This is a genomic window from Acetivibrio mesophilus (genome assembly GCF_004102745.1).
GTDB classification, from domain to species: Bacteria; Bacillota; Clostridia; order Acetivibrionales; family Acetivibrionaceae; genus Hungateiclostridium; species Hungateiclostridium mesophilum.
Genome location: NZ_RLII01000003.1, coordinates 83,519 through 103,661, shown reverse-complemented (window position 1 = coordinate 103,661; position 20,143 = coordinate 83,519). Strand labels below are relative to the sequence as shown.

The window sequence follows — 20,143 nt, the reverse complement described above, 5'->3', positions numbered from 1 at the left end:
TTGACAGGCAATCCCATTATATAAAGGAGTGCAAACAATGGATGTTAAAAAGGCCTTTATAGAAACGACAATGGAAGTATTGTCCGAATTTGGGCTTCCTTCTATGTTTGCCGAAAAGGATGAGAGAGACAGCTTGGTTCAAGCAGAGTATGTAAATGTTGTTATGGGAGTTTATGGTGCACTAAGCGGCAATTTGATTGTAACAGCAAACAGAGAATCTGCTTTGGCTATAGCATCGGCTATGCTGGGAGGCATGGAATTTACAGAAGTTAATGATATGGTTAGAAGTGCAATGGGCGAATTGCTTAATATAATTGCAGGAAACGCTTTTAGCAGAGTGGACATAAAATCGGCGATTTATATTTCTACACCCACGCTGGTTGTCGGGGAGGGAATTTCTGTTTTGCTTCAAAGGTCAAGCACAAATAAGTTCGTTTTTAATATGGATGGGCAATTGATGGATGTATTATTTAGCGTTGAATAGTTTTGGTTGATTCTCTAATTAATTTCATTTGTTTGGGATGCAAGTGCAATACATAACCAATATATACTTATTCCCTCTTTGTGATAGCAGCGGAGCCTGTATGAAGAGTAATCTTTGTGCAGGCTCCGCTGTTTTTTTAGGCCTTTTTGTCCAAAAACACCTTGACATTTTTATTAATACATGCCCTTAGGATATGATTGGAGGACGATGAATAATTCTCTTTTAGAGGAATAAATATTTCATTGATTATATAGTGCTTTTCTCTTATTATAAATAAAGCATAAGTTTTTACCCCCTGTGCATATAATGTGCATATAAAATGTACACGCATTATTATTAGATCTGAATACACTTTTCTAATATGGTTAATAACCAATAATGTCTAACTAAGAGATGGAGGAAGCATATAATGTTTTCTCCATCTTTCTTTATGCTCTTGGGTGAAATGAAAGACGCTGAAGCGAAATGGCTCGATGTCCGCGCTTTTGCTTGAAGTCTATATGATATGAGACAATGAAAACAGCGACAAAAGAAATATTTCAAACATAAGAAGGCGATTTTCTGTTTGACTGTGACTTAATGACGAATAAAGACCAACTATTTTTCTGAGCTCTTTAATTTTGCTTTGCATTATGTTAAAACGATCACTAAGTTCATAATATTCTGAGAGGGCATCATATACTTCATTTGATTTCATGCTATGCTTATCAAATACAGGATACTCAAAAATTCTGATACAGCTCATGCTTTCAAATTCAAACTTCAGGATTTTAGCCATTATCTTGTAGGATTTCCTGGTGAATAACGGAAGTCGCCCTTTTTGAAGGGAAATGAGAAATTTTTCTGAGTTATCCAGCATCGTGTTCAACTGCGTTTCGAAGAAGTACATTTGCGTTGAACGGGCTAAAATGATGGCTAAAATGTGATCTGTATTTTTATTGTAATCCACCTTTGTGTTGCTGTTTTCCCAAAGGATGCAGCTTAAATTGTCATCGATATTGATATTATGACTTAGGTGATATTTATGTATCAGATTGTAGTTTATTTTTGATGTTATTGATTCTATATACTTAAGAAAGCTGTAAATCTCGTTATCCGTTAAATTGACAAAGGAAATGCAGCCGTATTTGAAAAGATAAACGGCCTTATCCTCGCTGTGGTATTTTAAAATAGCATCAAGCTGATTGCTACTTACTAAAATATATTCATTCCATGTAAATTTCATATTGGTTTTAAGGAAGGCAGCAATCTTGTCTATAGGAAGAGAGGCTGCGACCTTATAGCTTATAAAGCGGACTGTTTTCATATCTATCAGTTCCTCATCAAAATTATTTTAACAAGTCAGCTAACATAAGGATTATTTCTACAAATATCAGTATAACTATAACCCACTCGACGAAAAGTCCTCTAATAGAATGACTTATCGAAGAAAAACCGCTCAATACATTGTTTAGAATGTCTGTTTTTTCCTTTAAGGTTATATATCTGTCATTCAGTTCGAAAAACTCTGACATCATGTCATAAAGATATTTGGCGTCACTATTGGTCCAGGTGATGTCCGGTTTGTCGAGTATCATTATGTAAGCTATCGTATTGTACTCATGACGTACAATTTTTGATGTGGTTTTGGCAATTTCCTTGTTTCCGATATTGAGCTTTCCTTTTTCCAGCTTGTCAATCATGCCTTCCAGTTTATCTAAGATTGTGCTGAGGTGTTCCTCGGTTTTTTCTAGGGCCACTGACTTGGCAATAACAGTTGAAACAAGCTCCGGATGAAAAACTTCAAACTTCGGTACTGTCAGATAACTGTCAGTGAGTTCTATTTCTGCATTCTCCGTCATTTGCAGTTCATAATCGTCGGAATACTTTTTGTAGTTTTCGACGTCTATATCACTCTTTTCTTTTTTCAAGTACTCAATAAAAGGCTTCTCGTATTCGGAAGGGCAGTTCATAAAAACAATGCTTCCAAAGGAGAATACAAGGATTTTTTGACCTTCGGGAATATCCTTATTGAAAATTGAGGATAAAACATTTTCATTAAGGATTAGAGGCTCCTCCCAGGTATATTTTTTAGGGATGTTGCATTTGGCGGCAATCTTGTTCAGGTCTATTTCGTTTGTTACCGCATAGGCCTTAAAAATCATTTTATCCAACCACAATCACCTTCAATTTTTAGTATAAACATATTTGCTAGTGTTATTTCTCTTATAGATTGCTTAAAAAACAGTAACAATATCAGTGGTATAATATAACAAAAGGAAAGAAATTTGGTTCTAACAGGAATTATCCGTATTGCAAATTAATTACAAAAGGTAATTCTTGCTATGACAATTATATCACAAGAAAACACCAATGAAAAGCAAAAAGAAGGATTTTTACATGCCTTTGTAGAAAATATAATTCTATGATTTTCTATCAGTGTTACATATGTTTATTAGTCGCACATGTTTAAATGCAGTTCTTTCTATATATCACAGGAGGGGCAAAGAAATATGAAAGTTGGAGAAATAGCATCTATTCGACACTATTCCGGAAAAACGTGGCTTAAAAGCGTGGTACTGCAAATTGAAAAGGATTTGCTTGTTGTGAAGCTTATTCGGGAGTTTGCTGTACTGAATTTTCTTGAAAATGACCCTGTTGTGTTGGGCTATGAGGAGGGGGATGAAGTATTCATAGCAAGTTGTATTGTAACCGGAATAGACCCTGATTGTAGCTATATAAAATTGAAGGTCGAAGCTGTCAGATCTTTGAAGGAAGAGAGGGAGTACGAAAGGTTTCCCGTATCTTTTTACGCAAAGATTAGATGTGACAGCTCTGACAAAATGAATGTTGCTACAATCAAGGATATGAGCCTTGACGGATTAATGATTAACACCAATGCCGACTTTCCATTGAAGAAGAACATCGAAGTCATAATATATCCGACATTTCAGGAAGTAAAAATTGACAAGGATGTTGACAAAACTATTATTTCTCTAAGGTCTGACATTATAAGAAAGGAATCATTTGCGAGGTACTTTGAGTATGGACTTAAAATAACAAATATTGATGCTCAAAATCAAAATTTGATAAGGCTTTATCTTCAGAACATAAAGAGCATGCAGGAAAAGTTTTTAAAGGACCTAAAGGAATAAAAATTGATATGTTGGCATAGTAAGATTAATAAGGGAGTCAGGAAAAACGGAAAACCGTCATCTGACTCCTTTTTGCAATTCTACTCATTATCGATTTAAATGAAGGTTTTATTTTTGGTTGGGCTTGTAAAAAAACTTTCGGATAAATGGAACCTTAAGATGGATTGCGCTTTCAGGACAAAGCTCCTGACAGCAATAACACCTTATGCATCTTCTGTAAATATAGGTTGGAGCCTCCTTTTTGTTCCCATCATGCCAGTCCACAGCTTTGGGCTTCACCGGGCATATGTTTACGCATACTCCGCATTTTATACATTTGGATTCATCGATGTAGGGTTTTGGAACAATGGAGTTTCTAAGAAATTGGATTGTTCCTCCGGGCTTAAAGGGCTTTACAGGCTCTCTTCTTACATCAAAGTCAGGATTTATAAAGCTTTGAATATCGTCGCCAAGGATTTCAATTTCATTCTCAGCATAGGTGCCAAGGCCCGATTCCTTTCCAAATACTATAGTAGGGACAAACTCAGGGTTTAGGTCTATCATCCTGCAGACGGTGGCATCGAGAGCAATTGGATCTGAAGACAACAGTATTGCATTCATTTTTTTAGGGGTTCCACCCCTAGGACCGTTGCCTTCCATTGCCATGATTCCATCCATGACAAAAAGACGCGGTTTCAGATAAACATTGAGATCCACAAGCATTTTTGAAAAGTCGATTATACTGGGGATACGAACGTGGAATTCTCCTTTTAGTGGTCCCGGTATACATCCGAACTGGTTTTTTACGCATCCTGTCATTCTGGCAAATCCATGGGTTTTCAGTTTGGGCAAGCTAATTATGCCGTTGCTCTCAAGAACACCGTTGGCTATTATGAACTTCTTATTTTGAATTGCATCTTCAAAGAAAACTTCCTTGCCTTCTAAAAAATCCGCGAGTTTAATACCAAGTTCGTTTGCGGCCTGCTCCAATCCGGTTTTTTTAGCAGCGGTTATAGGTTTGTGAATACCGGGAGAGTCACCATAGGTGAGATTTGATATTCCTGCTTCCTTAAATATCTCTGCCACAGCTTTAAATACTGAGGGGTGCGTTGTGCTGCATCTTTCCGGCGGGTCTGCCGAAAGGAGATTGGGTTTTAAGAGTATTTTTTCGTCGGGTGCTGCAAATTTATGAGGACCCCCTAAAAGCTCAAGTCCCCTTTTTACAGATGCTTTAACGGCATTGTAGTCATAGCTTTCACATCTGATTAAAGCCACCTTTGACATTATTTTTAACCACCTTTATTTTTCTTTTATTGTTTATGCTAGCACATATTAACGAAAATTTAAAGGGGAATATGGAAATATAAATAGCAAACAAGCTGCACAGCCTGTTTGCTATTTTTCAAGTTATTTCTTGCTGTTTTTCTTGCCGGCTTTTTTGTCCTTAGTCATATCTTCATATCTAGGCTCTATGTTTTCTCCCAATTGGTCGTTTGCAAATTCATATTTGCCTGATGCGTCTTTAATATTTTTTTGCTTCTTATTATTTTTAGACATAATTTCACCTCCCAATTTTAGTTTTCCTGAATAGCAAAAAGAAATGCAGGAAATTTAAGAAGAAATATTATTACAAGTTGTATTAATGAATTTAAAGTACTATAATATTGTTAAAGCAATCTGCCTATAAATTCAAATAAATATTTCGTTGACTATATATACTTTTATTTTGTACTAAAAAAAGGACTAGATGAGGTAGGATATGTATAAAAAAATCTTGCTGCAAATTCAATGCTTAACAGTAGTTGTGTTGGTTTTATTTTCCTTTGTGGGTTCGGCTTTTGGCGTCGGAGAAGTTCCTGAAATCATGGCACCTTCTGCTATTCTGACAGAGGTGCAGAGAGGTCAAATACTCTATGCAAAGAATCCGAATGAAAAGCTACATGTTTCGTCTGCAAATAAAATTATGACCGGACTTATTGCTTTGGAGAAAATGCAGAACCAACTGGACACAAAGGTCACTGTCAGTAAAAAGGCGGTATCCGTTGAAGGGTCTGTGTTAAATCTTGAGGTTGGGGGCAAGTACCCGATTGAAGATCTGATATACTCGGTTTTGTTGGGCTCGGCCAATGATAGTGCCAATGTTTTGGCAGAGCATATAGGCGGAGATGAAAAGGGATTCGTTGAGCTTATGAATAAGAAGGCCAGAGAGCTTGAAATGGAGGACACTTATTTTACAAATCCGACAGGTTTGTATGATGAAGAACAATATACAACAGCGTATGATCTGGCCATCTTGATAAGATATGCAATATCAAAATCGAATATCTTTGACGAAATTTTTTCAACGAAGGCCAGACCATGGGTTGATGGTACACAAATTTTGATAAACAGCAATGAGTTGTTTTGGAGTTATGATGGTGTTGACGGAGGCAAGACCGGATATAATGAGAAACATCGCCAAACTGCAATCACTACAGCCACAAGGAACGGTCAGAGGATGATATGCATAGTGCTTGATTCACCGGAAGAAAGCTTGTATGATGATTCGGTAAAGCTTTTGGATTATGGCTTTTTAAATTATAGGACAGGCATTCTGGTATCTTTGGGACAGCCTTTGAAGAAAGTTTCGGTAGGTGATAAAAGCATAGATTTGGTTAGTATAGGTGACTATTACTATACGTATCCTGCAGGAGAAAATTATATAAAGGATATTGAGTTTAAAGTTGCTGATAACCTCACGCCTCCTGTACTAAAAAGTGATGTTTTAGGTATTGCAAAGTATATTTTAGAGGATGGAACGATTATTGAAGTAAGTCTTCATCCGGCTGTTGATGTGTATTCTTCGGTAGGCTGGTTTGAGTCATTGCTTAACCAGGTGAAGGAGTACAGGGATATAGCCATATTGCTGTGTATTCTTTTGGTAGTAGAAATAATTATTATTCTTAATCATATAGTAAAGTTAATAAAGCGGTTGTTTTTTAAGATTAATAATAAGTCGGGAAGCAATTAAGGGGCGTAAGTATTCGAGCTATATTGCCCGATCATTGTATTGACATATACTTCATGATTTGATATAATGTCATACAATCCATATTTAGAAAACTAGTCAGATAAATAATACAGACATTAGATAATCAATTTATCTTCTCTTGCATATAATGTATTAATGTTTTAATACGTATGAAGGTTTGAAAGTATAATTCAAAAAAATAATATTATAGCGCCTAATCAATTTTGAGCGGGGGAACCATTTTTGGGGTGAATCTTAGCTATTGCTAAGTAGGGTTAATCTCTTTCGATCCAAATCCGTCAGCTAACCTCGTAGGCGTTGATAGAGGAGTGTGGGTACATATATTTTGTGTATTAATTAGGCCGCAGTAGCTTCTCTGCGGCTTTTGTCATATACAAGTGATTATTCCCATTATCAGCTGGACTTAGCAAGTTGGCAGGTGACAATGGAGAGGTTTTCAAAAAAACATATTTACTATATTTCAAATCAGGATAAAATAGGGGGGATTCGATTGATTAGAGTATGCCTGGTGGGGCTTGGCAAGACCGGAAAGGAAATTGCGAAGGTTATTTTAGAACAGAAAAATATGAAGTTGGTTTCGGTTGTGTGTAGTTCCAGAAGTAGAAATTTAGGGAAACCACTGGACGATGTTATTGGGTGCATCAATTCAGGAATAATTATTGATGGTGAAAAGAATCTTGAACAGGTAATATTTAAAACAAAACCTGATGTAGTGGTCGATTTTTCAACCCCGGCAGCAACCATTAGAAATGCAAAGATATTCTCGAAGATGAAGGTCAATATCGTTGTTGGAACTACAGGTTTTACGGATTTCTCTTTAAAAAAGTTGTTTGTGCTTACAAGAAAATATCATAATGCCATTTGTTATGCGCCTAATATAACTTTGGGTGTAAATGTACTTATGCTTTTAACCAATCTTGCTGCCAGTATATTAAATGGTTATGATTTTCAGATTACGGAGGTTCATCATAAGAAAAAAATAGATGTACCGTCAGGTACTGCAGTTAAAATCGCAAGAGAGATTAAAAAAGGTCTTGATTCTGCGGGCGTTAGTGCTAGAGAAAACACAATACCTATCAATGCGGTTCGTGCTGGGGGCGTGGTCGGTAAACATGAGGTTATGATTGTTGGGGAAGATGACAAAATAGAAATTACTCATGAGTCTTTTTCAAGAAGGGCTTTTGCATTAGGAGCGATAAAGGCTATTGAGTTTATTCATGATAAGGTTGGATATTATGAAATGAATGATGTGTTGAATCTTCATAAGGTCCTTGAGGACTATCTTGAGAAAGAACAGACCACAAAGAAAAGGAAATTCAAAAAATACAGAAATGCTGTTGATGATTCACCTGTAAATGTAGTATAGTTTTTGGGAAATAGATATTGCTATGATAATGAAATGAAAGAGAAATAAGCAATGGGGCTTGATGCTCCAAAGCTTTTTTTTTGCTGCAATTTCAATTCTGTAATAATATAGTTTTTTTCTGTATAAAAATAATATAGTAGGTACTGTATGTTTTGCAATAAATATTTTACATCGATTTTAGGTATTGCAACATATATAGGTATTATTTTTATAAGGGGTTTTGCAGCACGTGTTTATTAAACAAGTTCGCAGAAATTTTTCTATTAAAGAAAGACTTTGCAAAAGGCTAGAAGGGAAAATGAGGAATTATCTTATGCTTGCAGTCACATTTTTAACAGGTGTGGCGTTTGTTGTATACAGCAGCAACACGGCAAGTATGAGCAGTGAAAGCCATGAATATCATAGAGAGAGCTTTGAGGCAAATGATGCCGAAATTTACGATTATGATGTAGACTCTTTTTATCTTGATTCTGAATATCTTGAGGACATAGGGGAAGCTATTTATTACGAAGATATGGATTATGATTTTGGCGATATCTTCGAAGAACTGCAGGAAGGAAACGGTTATGCGGCTTTAGAAAGCAAGCTTAAAAAATACATCTCAAAATACAACTGTCAATTTGGAATATATTTTGTTGATCTTGAAAGCGGCAGTGAATTCGGTATTAATGCCGAAGAAGAATATTTTGCTGCCAGTACTTTTAAAATTCCACTAAACTTATATGTTTATGACAGGATAAGGGAAGGAATAATTGATGCTGATACTACCTTAGAGTATACCGAGGAAGATTATGAAGGCGGCGCAGGGATAATTTGGAGCAGAGAGTCCTATGGGAAGACTTATACCGTAAGGGAGCTATTGAGGCTTTCGATAGTATACAGTGATAATGTGGCTGTAAATATGCTGCTTCGCTATGTAGGCAAGGAAAATGTCAAGAATTACATGCGTGAGATGGGTGGGATAGTGGTCGATGACAAAAAAAACTTATCATGTCCAAGGGATATGGCTTTGTACTTAAAAAAAGTGTATGAGCTTTCGGAAAATGGCGATCCTTTAGGCAAGGAACTTGTGAGAAACATGGTAAATACGAAATTTTATGACCGACTTCCGGTATTACTCCCAAAGAACGTAAAAATTGCACATAAAACCGGTAATCTTATCGGTGTTGTGCATGACGTTGGAATCGTTTATGCTAAGAGGCCATATATAATTGTTGTCATGACGAAGAATGTAAAAAATGAAAGGTCAGCCAATAAAGCAATAGCTAATATTTCTAAAATTACTTATGATTATGTTATGACTCAATCGGAAAGGGTAAATGACTAAAAGATTCGGAAACATTATACTTCCTAAAATAAAGTGGTATAAGGAAATATTTAGGACCTATTTCCTCTTTATATTATTCGAAGAGTATAAACAGAACTTTTAATGGCAACCCGGCTATCATTGTATCGATTTACGGTACTTTAGACCCTAGGCTTTGCGTCATTACCTTTCGGCAATTTTGCCCTGTTTCATAAGTCTCTATTTATATCTCCTTATACCAAATATAAAGGGGAGTATAATGTACAATTTTATTATATCAGATACAGAGAATAATGTACAATTCAATATTAGCAAAAATAAGAGATTCAAAGGTAAATGTTGCCGTTTTGGAGAAGTTTGTTTAAAAATTCGTCTTTTTTCGTCATTTTTCAACTAGGGTTATTAAGAGGAAAAAAGGTAAAGAAAAACACTACTATGCAACAGGGGAGAGTCGTTCCATACTAGTGTTTTTATGAGATGTGAATTATTAATTTATTGGTTTTTATTTCTTTTATTAATGATGAGTTTAATAACAAGTTTCATATAAATTCATATTCTACAAAGTAAATTAAATTCCTTCTTAAGTTTAAAAAAATATTAGTTTAATATAATCCTGAAATTGTAAATAATACCATATGTATTTCACTTTTTTGCATAATTTATTATGAATTAAGGTATTTATCAATACGCGAAAATAATATACAATATAGCGTAAGGAATTGAATAAATGTCTATTTTAAATAAACACTATATAGAATGGGATGTGAGATGGCATGAAGAAAAATACCATTAGGGTGATTGCATTTATTATGGTTTTGACATTTTTTCTAACTTCTGTAGGGCTTATGACTGTGTCGATTTTTCTTGGAAGGTAGTGATATAGGTTATGGGAAAAATAATAAGTTCTTATATTTTTCCTCATCCTCCTTTGATTGTGCCTGAGATAGGCAAGGGCGATGAGAATGGCGCTCTTATGACTATTAGAGCCTGTGAAAAAGCAGCCGATGAAATAGGTAAAGAAAAGCCTTCAACCATTATTCTTACAACTTCCCATGCCCCTCTGTTTGAGGATTATATTTACATTAATGATTATAAAACACTACAGGGGGATTTTGGAAGGTTTGGGGCTGGTAAAGTAAAACTTAGCTTTGATAATAATTTTAAGCTGGTAGACTCAATTGTTGAGTTTGCAAAGAAGGAAGGCATTGAAGCCGGCGGAATTAATGAAGGCATAGGGAAAAAGTATGGCATTTCGGGAGATCTGGATCATGGAGCACTGGTGCCTCTTTATTATATAAGCCGGGTGTATTCGGATTTTAGGCTTGTTCATATTGCCATGTCCACTCTTACGCTGGAAGAGCACTATAAGTTTGGAATGTGTATTGGCAAAGCTGTCAGAGATTCAAATGAGGATGTGGTGTTTGTCTCAAGCGGTGATCTCTCGCATCGGCTGACCAGTGACGGGCCCTATGGATACAACAAGCATGCCGGGGAATTTGATGAGCTGTTTGTTAAGAGCATTGAAAAAGACGATATTGACAGGATTCTGGATATAGATGAAAAGCTCCGGGATGATGCTGCGGAGTGTGGACTAAGGTCCTTTGTAATAATGCTGGGGGCTCTGGATGGATATAGTGTAGTTCCGGAGGTCTATTCTTATGAAGGTCCCTTTGGTGTAGGATATATGGTGGCTAGAATTGGAGTTGGAGGGGAAGATCCTTCCCGCAGAATGCTCGATAGGAGAAGAAGAGGAAGAAATAAGAGTGTCGATCCGTATGTTTCTCTTGCCAAAAAGGCCCTGGAGGCTTATGTAAGGGAGGGAAAGGTCCTGGATGATTATGACGGCCTTCCTCAAGAAATGACAGAGGGAAAAGCGGGAACTTTCGTTTCCATAAAGAAGAAGGGCGAATTAAGAGGTTGCATCGGTACAATCGCGCCCACAAGAGAGAATATAGCAAGTGAAATAATTCACAATGCAATAAGCTCCGGCACTGCAGATCCAAGGTTCTATCCTGTGAAGCCGTACGAGCTGGATGAGCTTGAATACTCTGTGGATGTCTTGATGGAGCCCGAAGCTATTGATTCCATGGATAAACTGGATGTGGTAAGGTACGGAGTGATTGTAAGGTCAGGAAGAAGGACGGGACTTCTGCTTCCAAACCTTGAGAATGTTGACGCTCCCGAGCAACAGGTATCAATAGCACTTCAGAAGGCGGGGATCAATCCGGAAGAAAAATATACATTGGAGAGGTTTGAGGTAATAAGACATAAATAAGGAGTGGTGATATGGAAGCAGCAAAGCCGGCAATGTTTTATAACGGAATAGAGGATTTAAAGGTACATTGCTATCTTTGCCCCCATAATTGCATTATAAAGCCCGGAAGGTTGGGAGCGTGCAGAGCACGGAAGAATATTGACGGAGATTTGTATTCTTTAAATTATGGGAAAATTACTTCCATTGCATTGGACCCGATAGAAAAGAAGCCATTATACAGGTTTAGAAGCGGTTTGAAGATACTGTCAATAGGCACTTTTGGCTGTAATCTCAAGTGTTCCTTTTGCCAGAACTGGGCGATTGCCCACGATGATCCCGAGCTTTATGAGATAGGTGCCGAGGAAATTGTCAGTAAGGCCAAGGAGCTTGTGCCCCAAGGCAATATAGGGATTGCATATACCTACAATGAGCCATCTATATGGTATGAGTTTGTGTATGATACTGCGGTACTTGCTAAAAAGGCAGGGCTTTCCAATGTTTTGGTGACCAATGGCTTTATCGGCAAGGAAGCGCTTTTAATGTTGCTTCCTCATATTGATGCTATGAATATTGATGTAAAAGCCTATACAGCCTCCTTCTACAAAGATATATGCGGGGGAGTGTTGGAGAATGTGAGGGAGACTGTGGAGATGGCGGCCGAAAAATGCCATGTGGAAGTAACTACCCTTGTTATTCCCACATTGAATGATGACTTGAAAGAAATTTCCAAGATGGCACAGTGGCTTTTGGCCATATCAAAGAAGATACCTCTGCACCTTACAAGGTATTTTCCGAATTACAGGATGCAGGATGTTCCTCCAACACCAAAGGAGACACTGTTTAGAGCGCAGGAAGAGGCACAGAAATATCTGGATTATGTTTATCTTGGAAATGTGTGGTAAAAAATGATTTTGTAATCAATTATTAATTATATTTTTATTAAAAAAAGCTTACATTTATTTAGAAATAAGTTATAATTCTCTTATAAGATGTTTTTAACCTTAGCATGCAGAGTGAGGTTTTCAGATGAGCTTTTTAATAGGAACAAATTTTTGGGATATTATAATTAATTTATCAACCAATCTGGATATTAAGAATGTCTGGGATTTAATAAAGACACTTATAGATATTGGTATAGTATCCTTTGTAATATACAAATTGATAAAACTTATAAGGGAAACCCGAGCATGGCAGCTGATAAAAGGTATTCTTGTAATTGTGTTTGCAGCTAGATTCAGTGAATTACTGGGTTTTAAAACTCTTTCCTTTATACTAAGGCTTACTATTGAGTATATGGCCATAATACTTGTTGTGCTGTTTCAGCCGGAGTTTAGAAGAGGGTTGGAGCAGTTGGGAAGAAGCCGGTTTAGGAACCTTTTCAGCTTTGAAGAGGAAGACAGGACAATTAAGGTAAAATCGGTGATTGAGGAAATAATAAAGGCTGTGACAGAAATGTCAAGAACCTTTACAGGAGCGCTTATTGTAATTGAAAGAGAGACCAAGATAGGGGAGATTATCAACTCGGGAATTAATCTTGATTCAAACATTACTTCAGAGCTTTTGATAAATATATTCACACCAAACACTCCTTTACATGACGGAGCTGTTGTAATTAGGGACAACCAGATAAAAGCTGCTGCATGTTTTTTGCCCCTTACAGAGAATCCGAATCTTAGTAAGGAGCTGGGAACAAGGCACAGGGCTGCTCTTGGTATAAGCGAAGTTTCAGATGCAATTGTTGTGGTGGTTTCGGAAGAGTCCGGAAGGATTTCTGTTGCCCTAAACGGCGGGCTTACCAGGAATTTGACCTCGGATACCTTGAGAAAAGCTTTAAGCAAAAATCTTTTAGATAAAGAGAATCCGAGTAAGAAGCTGGGGATATGGAAGGTGAAGGCTAAATGAACGATTTACTGAAGAAAGATTTAACATTGAAGATAATATCTTTATTTTTCGCCGTATTTCTCTGGTTTATTGTTTTAGACAGTTCTAATCCGGTAACCTGGGTTGACTTGAATGTGCCTTTAAAAGTCGAAAATGAAAGTTCACTTAAAGAAAAGGGAATAATAATTAAAAATGAGAATTTTCCAAGAAATGTTTCTGTCAGCTTAAAGGGAAGGAAGAATACTTTTAATAATATAGGACTTAATGATATTGAGGCAATTGTTGATCTTTCAAAGGTAGAAGATGTTAACACTGAAATTTTGTATGTTCATGTTTATACAAATAAAGATGGTGTATCTTTTCAGGGGGTAACGCCGAGGGTTGTAGAAATAGAGCTTGAAAGGCTGGGAGAAAATCCTTTCCCTGTAAAGGTAGTTACTACGGGAAAGCCTAAGGAGAGTTATAAGGTAGTAAGGGCAAATGCAATACCGGGGACTGTATCAATTGAAGCGGCTGATGAAATAATAAATTCAATCGGCGAGGTTAGGGCTTATGTGGATGTTGACAACCTCAGCAATGATATTATTGTAAATAAGGAGTGCGTAGTTTACAATAAGGAAGGCGAGAAAATAGTTGAGCTGGATAAGAAGCTGAATGTCGATATCAGTATTGAGATTGCAAAAGAAGTGCCTATAGTACCGGCTGTAAGGGGAAGGCCGGCCAAAAATTACACCGACGGCATACACAGAGTCGTACCGGAAAAGGCATTGATTGCCGGTCCTTCTGATGTCGTTGGTCTTGTTGATAACTTAAAGACTGAGCCTATAGATATCGAGAATGTGTCCGAGAGTATGACAAAAATCGTGAATCTTGTTCTGCCGGATGGAGTTCGTCTTGTTGATACTCCAAGAAGTGTTTATGTAGATGTAGTTATTGAGGAGTTGGCAGAAAAGGAGTTTGTCTTTGGCAAGGAAAGTATTGTATTTGATAATGCAGCAAGGAATAATTCGCTTAGATATGAAGTTTGGGATGAAATAATTAAAATAACTCTAACCGGTACAAGGCAAGAGCTTAATAAGATTGCGCCTGAAAGTCTTAGGTTAAGTGTTGATGTAAATGGCCTATCGGAAGGAGAATATAAGAGGACACTTAATGTGGTTTTGCCGGATACCGTAAAACTTGTTGAAAACTATGATGTTAAAATTAATGTAATTAGGACAGGAAATTAGAGCTTAAGAGGTACAAATGAAGTTAATTGTTCGTAATTTAAAACTTTCTTTAGATGATGATATAGATGCTTTGAGAAGACTTGTTTCTAAAAGAATAAAAGTAAATGAAAAGGACTTTAGGGATTTCAGGATAGTAAAAGAGTCTATTGATGCAAGAAAAAGACCTCATATTAATCTTGTCTATTCTGTCATGCTTGAAATTGAAGGCAAAATAAAGGTAAGGGAAAGCGCAGATATCCAGATATTAAAGCAAGAACCCGAAGATGTCTTGGTTCCAGGCAATGCAAAGCTTCAAAACAGACCTGTGGTCATTGGCACAGGTCCTGCTGGTCTGTTTGCAGGGCTTATTCTGGCGCAAAACGGCTATAAACCGCTGGTTCTCGAAAGAGGTGAATGTGTTGAAAAGCGCACACAAATCGTTAACAGGTATTGGACCACTGGTGAGCTTGATCCGGAAACTAATGTACAGTTTGGAGAAGGTGGTGCGGGAACTTTTTCTGACGGGAAGCTTACTACCAGGATAAACGACAGGCGCTGTAGCATAGTCTTGGAGGAATTCTACAAATCCGGAGCCCATGAAGAAATTCTGTTTAAGGCAAAACCCCATATAGGCTCTGATGTATTAAAAAGGGTAGTCGCAAACATGCGTAACAGGATAATTGAATACGGAGGAGAAGTAAGATTCAATTCAAAGGTTACATCAATAACTGTCAAAAACGGAAGCATAGTCGGAATTGTGGTAAATGACAGGGACGAAATACCCTGTGAGGCTGCAGTTCTTGCAATAGGGCATAGTGCAAGAGACACCTTCAAAATGCTTTTGGATAAAGGTGTTGAATTTGTGCAGAAGCCCTTTTCTATTGGAGTCAGGATTGAACATCCCCAAGAAGTAATTAACAGAGCCCAATATGGTGAAGCCGCAGGGCATCCCAGACTTGGAGCAGCAGACTACCAGTTGTTTCAGAAGCTTGGACGCAGGACTGTGTACTCATTTTGCATGTGTCCCGGAGGTATTGTAGTAGCATCGGCCTCGGAGCCGGGTATGATTGTGACAAATGGGATGAGTGAATTTGCAAGGGACAGGGAAAATGCCAACAGTGCCCTTGTGGTATCGGTGGAGCCGGGAGATTTCGGAAGTCACCATCCCCTTGCCGGCATTGATTTTCAAAGGAAGTGGGAAAGGTTGGCTTTTGTTGCGGGGGGATCCGATAATCGGGCACCGGTACAGAGGCTTGAAGACTTTATTGAGGGCAGAAAATCAACTTTTCTGGGGGCAGTTAGACCGAGCTACACCGGACGAACAAATCTCGCTGATATTCATTCCTGTCTTCCGGTTTTTGTGACGGATTCCATGAAGGAAGCTCTACCTTATTTTGACTCACGAATCAAGGACTTTGGTATGAAGGATGCTGTGATTACGGGAGTGGAGACCAGAACTTCATCGCCTGTCAGAATTCCAAGGGATGACACTCTTGAGGCAATTGGTATAAAAGGCTTGTATCCTGCCGGTGAGGGTGCGGGGTATGCTGGCGGAATTGTCAGTGCAGCGGTTGACGGCATCAGAATAGCGGAGAAGATAATAAGCACCTATTCATATGAATAGCAGTGTGTGAATAATATATTAATGCATTGCATGAACTTTTACAGGCCAAGTTACATAAAATGGTTTTTGCTATTTACTTGATTGTTATAATATAATATAGTTATTATGAATTTAGTATATAAATTTATATATCTTTATTAAATTTTGAGCATTTAATTGCAACACAAAAAAGGTGAATAATTTTAGGGGGATGAGAGTATTGGGACGTCTATTTGGTACTGATGGAGTAAGAGGAGTAGCGAATTCGGAATTAACTGCCGAGCTTGCATATAAATTGGGTCAGGCCGGAGCTTATGTATTGACTTCGGAGACAAAGCACACACCAAAAATATTGGTGGGTATGGATACAAGGATATCGGGAGATATGTTGGAAGCTTCACTTGTAGCGGGATTATGTTCGGTTGGTGCAGAAGTGGTATGCTTAGGAATAGTCCCCACGCCAACGGTTGCTTATCTTATCAGGCATTATAATGCTGATGCCGGTGTAGTAATTTCTGCTTCTCACAATCCTTATGAGTTTAATGGAATAAAATTCTTTAATAACAAGGGCTATAAGCTTTCCGATGCTTTAGAGGAGAGGATAGAGGCTATAATTCTTGATAATGCCGAGAAAATTGAGCTTCCTACCGGAGAGAAAGTCGGGAGGAAAATCGAAATAGAGTCATCTTTAGATGATTATGTCAACTTTGTTAAAAGCACTATTAGCGGTGATCTAAAAGGTCTTAAGATTGCAATTGATTGTGCAAACGGTGCATCGTATCAGGCAGCTCCAATCACTTTTTATGAACTTGGTGCGGAGGTTTGCGTTATTAACAACGAGCCTGACGGTATAAATATAAATAAGAACTGCGGTTCTACACATATTGAACAGCTGCGGAAATTTGTCATTGAAAGCGGGGCAGATGTTGGGCTTGCTTTTGATGGAGATGCCGACAGGGTGCTTGCGGTTGATGAAAACGGCAACTTGGTTGATGGTGATCAGATTATGGCGATAATTGGTCTTGAACTGAAGAAGCAGGGAAGACTTGCAAATAATACAATTGTTGCAACTGTTATGAGCAACCTTGGCTTCGATATAATGGCGAAAAGAGAAGGGATAAACATAGTTAAGACAAAAGTGGGAGACAGATATGTGTTGGAGAATATGCTTGAGAACGGGCATATTTTAGGTGGCGAGCAGTCCGGACATATTATTTTCCTTGACCATAATACTACAGGGGACGGTATTCTTACAGGAACACAGCTTCTTAGTGTTGTGAAGTCTTCCGGAAAGAAGCTTTCGGAGTTGGCTTCAATAATGCAGGTATTGCCGCAGGTATTAATGAATGCCCGAGTAAGTAACCAAAACAAAGAGAAATATCTTGACGACGAAGTAGTATGTGGCATGTGCAAAGAACTTGAAAATGAGTTTAAGGATGAAGGAAGAGTACTTATTAGACCTTCAGGAACAGAGCCTTTGGTAAGGGTTATGATAGAAGGTAAGGATAAGGATTATATAGAAAGAAGAGCTGTTGAGCTTGTAAAAGTTATTGAGGATAGGCTTGGATAGATTTTGTTTTTGTATCGATTATTATATATAAATAATATACTAGTAATAATATAAGTTGCTTATATTGCATGGAAGCATTCTTTTATAGAATGCCCATGCTTATATAAATAAATAGGCTAAGGAGCTTTTTGGCAGGGAAATGTTATTCATTATGTGCAAAGAAGAGGAGGATAGGGAGTTTGGCCATAGTGAATTCATATAGCAAGCGCCAGCACGTGGCTTCCCACGTGGACGAGGAGAAGGAGGTCACCGGTAATTTTTGCAATCGGTGAGTTATCGAAATTTCGGCGGAAACCTTCCGGTTGTCACGATCGTTAAGATCCTACAAAAACTCGCAGGTAACTGCAGAACAAAGTGGATCTGAGTGAATTTTCCTGTCTAAAATATTAGCCATTTCTAATTATTTTTGCTTAATGATATCCAAAAAGGAGTAAAAATGTAAAGGAGAGGTATCAGTGTGTGGAATAGTCGGTTATATAGGTGACAAAAACGCAGCACCTATACTTTTGAATGGCCTTAAAAAGCTTGAGTATAGAGGCTATGACTCTGCTGGAGTGGCAATTTTAGACGATGGTGACATAAAAGTGATAAAGTGCAAGGGTAGGCTTGTAAATTTGGAAGAAAAGGTGGATAACGATACACCGGGGGGAAAGATTGGAATAGGTCATACCCGATGGGCTACCCACGGGGAGCCGAATGATCTTAATTCTCACCCCCATATAAGCAATTCCGGTAAAATTGCCGTTGTGCACAACGGTATAATTGAGAACTATCTGGAATTAAAAGAATTTCTTGAAGCGGAAGGCTATAAATTTGTATCGGAAACCGATACCGAGGTTGTGGCACATCTTATAGATTACCACTATCACGGTGACGTGGTTCAGGCTGTTATTAACTCTATAAATGAAATAGAGGGATCTTATGCATTAGGGGTCCTTTGCAGGGATTATCCCGGCAAATTTGTTGCTGCCAGAAAGGATAGTCCTCTTGTTGTGGGACTTGGAAAAGGAGAGAATTTTATTGCCTCGGATATTCCGGCGATACTTGAATACACAAGGGATGTATATATTCTGGAAGACAAAGAGATTGTACTTTTAAGTGACAAGGAAGTTAAGATATTCAATAATTACGGTTTAGCCGTACAGAAGAAGGTATTCAAGGTAAACTGGGATGTTGCTTCAGCTGAAAAGGCAGGCTACGAGCATTTCATGATGAAGGAAATGTGTGAGGAGCCAAAGGTAATAAGGGACACTGTAAGTCCAAGAATAAAGGATGACAATATAGTACTGGACAACATTAAGATTACTGCTGACGATTTAAAGAATATAGGGAAAATCTATATTGTTGCATGTGGTACTGCGTATCATGCAGGGGTTGTGGGCAAATATATAATAGAAAAGCTGGCAAGGATTCCTGTGGAGGTTGATGTTGCATCGGAGTTTAGGTACAGAGATCCTCTAATATGTGACAGGGACATGGTAATTATAATAAGTCAATCGGGTGAGACCATTGATACATTGTTTGCTCTCAGAGAATCCAAGAAGAAGGGAGCAAGGGTTCTGTCCATTGTGAATGTTGTAGGAAGTTCGATTGCAAGGGAGTCGGATGATGTTCTGTATACTTGGGCAGGTCCGGAAATTGCGGTGGCATCAACTAAGGCATATAACACTCAGCTTTCTGCGTTGTATCTGGTTGCCCTGGATTTTGCATATAAACTAGGCAGGATAGAAAAGGATTATTACAGCAATGTAATAGAAGGGTTAAAAGCAATTCCCGGGGAAATCGAGAAGGTGTTGGCCAATAGGGATACAATACAGAAGTTTGCATCACAGCACTACAATGCAAAGAGTATTTTCTTTATCGGAAGAGGACTTGATTATGCGCTGTCCATGGAAGGGTCGCTCAAGCTCAAGGAAATTTCGTATATCCACTCGGAGGCTTATGCCGGAGGGGAACTGAAGCACGGGACCATTGCCCTTATTGAGGAGGGTACATTGGTAATTTGCCCAATGACTCAAGATAACCTTGTGGAGAAAATGATAAGCAATATTAAGGAGGTAAAGGCTAGGGGAGCTGTTGTCCTTGCGATAGCAAAGGAGAGCAACAAGCAGGTTTGCAAGGCTGCTGATGTAGTCGTTACCATTCCCGATGTTGATTCGCTTATTGCTCCGATAGTGGCTGTGACTCCTCTGCAATTATTTGCATATTATATGGCGCTGCAGAAGGGTTGTGACGTGGATAAGCCGAGAAATCTTGCGAAGAGTGTAACAGTTGAGTAGATAGATGAGGTATTTTGGCTGTAGTGTATAATTCAAATAGAGTTCACT

16 protein-coding genes and 2 riboswitches are annotated in these 20,143 nt (G+C 38.0%); of the genes, 12 read left to right on the top strand and 4 right to left on the bottom strand.

Annotation, left to right across the window (positions count from 1 at the left end):
• Window positions 1–37: 37 nt before the first annotated feature.
• On the top strand, window positions 38–484 hold the full coding sequence (locus EFD62_RS04170) for a chemotaxis protein CheX (RefSeq protein WP_069193374.1): 447 nt from the start codon (window positions 38–40) through the stop codon (window positions 482–484).
• A gap of 496 nt (window positions 485–980) precedes the next feature.
• Here EFD62_RS04170 and EFD62_RS04165 read toward each other — a convergent pair whose 3' ends face one another.
• Both EFD62_RS04165 and EFD62_RS04160 read right to left on the bottom strand, forming a co-directional pair.
• Window positions 981–1,790 (bottom strand): RMD1 family protein, encoded by an 810-nt coding sequence (locus EFD62_RS04165; RefSeq protein ID WP_069193375.1) that lies wholly within the window; start codon window positions 1,788–1,790, stop codon window positions 981–983.
• Between the two features lie 22 nt (window positions 1,791–1,812).
• Window positions 1,813–2,637 carry an RMD1 family protein gene (locus EFD62_RS04160; protein ID WP_069193376.1) on the bottom strand — a complete coding sequence of 275 codons (825 nt, stop codon included), beginning with the start codon at window positions 2,635–2,637 and terminating at the stop codon, window positions 1,813–1,815.
• Window positions 2,638–2,976: 339 nt separating this feature from the next.
• Here EFD62_RS04160 and EFD62_RS04155 point away from each other — a divergent pair, with 339 nt between their 5' ends.
• Complete coding sequence (locus EFD62_RS04155; protein ID WP_069193377.1) at window positions 2,977–3,618, top strand: PilZ domain-containing protein; 642 nt, start codon at window positions 2,977–2,979, stop codon at window positions 3,616–3,618.
• A gap of 108 nt (window positions 3,619–3,726) precedes the next feature.
• On the opposite strand, the gene EFD62_RS04150 is transcribed toward EFD62_RS04155, so the two are convergent.
• The gene (locus tag EFD62_RS04150) at window positions 3,727–4,881 is read right to left on the bottom strand and encodes a DUF362 domain-containing protein (protein ID WP_069193378.1); all 1,155 of its coding nucleotides are present in this window, start codon (window positions 4,879–4,881) and stop codon (window positions 3,727–3,729) included.
• 123 nt (window positions 4,882–5,004) lie between these two features.
• Window positions 5,005–5,154, bottom strand: coding sequence for a hypothetical protein (locus EFD62_RS17735; protein ID WP_170176840.1), 150 nt, complete (start codon window positions 5,152–5,154; stop codon window positions 5,005–5,007).
• A 202-nt stretch (window positions 5,155–5,356) separates the two neighbouring features.
• On the opposite strand from EFD62_RS17735, the gene EFD62_RS04145 reads away from it, so the two are divergent.
• From EFD62_RS04145 to glmS, 10 genes are all read left to right on the top strand, one after another.
• Window positions 5,357–6,607, top strand: coding sequence for a D-alanyl-D-alanine carboxypeptidase family protein (locus EFD62_RS04145; RefSeq protein ID WP_128705786.1), 1,251 nt, complete (start codon window positions 5,357–5,359; stop codon window positions 6,605–6,607).
• Window positions 6,608–6,808: 201 nt separating this feature from the next.
• Window positions 6,809–6,939, top strand: a riboswitch (cyclic di-AMP (ydaO/yuaA leader).
• 179 nt (window positions 6,940–7,118) lie between these two features.
• The gene (gene dapB / locus EFD62_RS04140) at window positions 7,119–7,994 is read left to right on the top strand and encodes a 4-hydroxy-tetrahydrodipicolinate reductase (protein ID WP_128705785.1); all 876 of its coding nucleotides are present in this window, start codon (window positions 7,119–7,121) and stop codon (window positions 7,992–7,994) included.
• Window positions 7,995–8,292: 298 nt separating this feature from the next.
• Entirely contained in the window at window positions 8,293–9,321 is a 1,029-nt protein-coding gene (locus tag EFD62_RS04135; RefSeq protein ID WP_235832561.1) for a serine hydrolase, read from the top strand.
• Window positions 9,322–9,422: 101 nt separating this feature from the next.
• A riboswitch (cyclic di-GMP riboswitch) is annotated at window positions 9,423–9,514 on the bottom strand.
• Window positions 9,515–10,186: 672 nt separating this feature from the next.
• Complete coding sequence (amrA, locus tag EFD62_RS04130) at window positions 10,187–11,575, top strand: AmmeMemoRadiSam system protein A (protein ID WP_128705783.1); 1,389 nt, start codon at window positions 10,187–10,189, stop codon at window positions 11,573–11,575.
• An 11-nt stretch (window positions 11,576–11,586) separates the two neighbouring features.
• Window positions 11,587–12,456, top strand: a complete 870-nt coding sequence (gene amrS / locus EFD62_RS04125; protein ID WP_128705782.1) for an AmmeMemoRadiSam system radical SAM enzyme — start codon at window positions 11,587–11,589, stop codon at window positions 12,454–12,456.
• Window positions 12,457–12,580: 124 nt separating this feature from the next.
• Window positions 12,581–13,456 carry a diadenylate cyclase CdaA gene (gene cdaA, locus EFD62_RS04120; protein WP_069193384.1) on the top strand — a complete coding sequence of 292 codons (876 nt, stop codon included), beginning with the start codon at window positions 12,581–12,583 and terminating at the stop codon, window positions 13,454–13,456.
• Complete coding sequence (locus tag EFD62_RS04115; RefSeq protein ID WP_069193385.1) at window positions 13,453–14,664, top strand: CdaR family protein; 1,212 nt, start codon at window positions 13,453–13,455, stop codon at window positions 14,662–14,664. The genes cdaA and EFD62_RS04115 overlap by 4 nt, the downstream gene beginning before the upstream one ends.
• Before the next feature lie 16 nt (window positions 14,665–14,680).
• Window positions 14,681–16,267 carry an NAD(P)/FAD-dependent oxidoreductase gene (locus EFD62_RS04110; RefSeq protein ID WP_128705781.1) on the top strand — a complete coding sequence of 529 codons (1,587 nt, stop codon included), beginning with the start codon at window positions 14,681–14,683 and terminating at the stop codon, window positions 16,265–16,267.
• 199 nt (window positions 16,268–16,466) lie between these two features.
• Entirely contained in the window at window positions 16,467–17,816 is a 1,350-nt protein-coding gene (gene glmM / locus EFD62_RS04105; protein WP_069193387.1) for a phosphoglucosamine mutase, read from the top strand.
• 455 nt (window positions 17,817–18,271) lie between these two features.
• The gene (gene glmS, locus EFD62_RS04100) at window positions 18,272–20,095 is read left to right on the top strand and encodes a glutamine--fructose-6-phosphate transaminase (isomerizing) (protein WP_128705780.1); all 1,824 of its coding nucleotides are present in this window, start codon (window positions 18,272–18,274) and stop codon (window positions 20,093–20,095) included.
• Window positions 20,096–20,143 lie beyond the last annotated feature (48 nt).

What these genes read in the sequence shown, in the direction of transcription:
- EFD62_RS04135 (WP_235832561.1), top strand. Translation starts at nt 8,293, where the DNA reads ATGAGGAATTATCTTATGCTTGCAGTCACATTTTTAACAGGTGTGGCG.
- amrS (WP_128705782.1), top strand. Translation starts at nt 11,587, where the DNA reads ATGGAAGCAGCAAAGCCGGCAATGTTTTATAACGGAATAGAGGATTTA.
- EFD62_RS04170 (WP_069193374.1), top strand. Translation starts at nt 38, where the DNA reads ATGGATGTTAAAAAGGCCTTTATAGAAACGACAATGGAAGTATTGTCC.
- EFD62_RS04115 (WP_069193385.1), top strand. Translation starts at nt 13,453, where the DNA reads ATGAACGATTTACTGAAGAAAGATTTAACATTGAAGATAATATCTTTA.
- EFD62_RS04150 (WP_069193378.1), bottom strand. Translation starts at nt 4,881, where the DNA reads ATGTCAAAGGTGGCTTTAATCAGATGTGAAAGCTATGACTACAATGCC.
- EFD62_RS04145 (WP_128705786.1), top strand. Translation starts at nt 5,357, where the DNA reads ATGTATAAAAAAATCTTGCTGCAAATTCAATGCTTAACAGTAGTTGTG.
- EFD62_RS17735 (WP_170176840.1), bottom strand. Translation starts at nt 5,154, where the DNA reads ATGTCTAAAAATAATAAGAAGCAAAAAAATATTAAAGACGCATCAGGC.
- cdaA (WP_069193384.1), top strand. Translation starts at nt 12,581, where the DNA reads ATGAGCTTTTTAATAGGAACAAATTTTTGGGATATTATAATTAATTTA.
- EFD62_RS04110 (WP_128705781.1), top strand. Translation starts at nt 14,681, where the DNA reads ATGAAGTTAATTGTTCGTAATTTAAAACTTTCTTTAGATGATGATATA.
- EFD62_RS04165 (WP_069193375.1), bottom strand. Translation starts at nt 1,790, where the DNA reads ATGAAAACAGTCCGCTTTATAAGCTATAAGGTCGCAGCCTCTCTTCCT.
- EFD62_RS04155 (WP_069193377.1), top strand. Translation starts at nt 2,977, where the DNA reads ATGAAAGTTGGAGAAATAGCATCTATTCGACACTATTCCGGAAAAACG.
- amrA (WP_128705783.1), top strand. Translation starts at nt 10,187, where the DNA reads ATGGGAAAAATAATAAGTTCTTATATTTTTCCTCATCCTCCTTTGATT.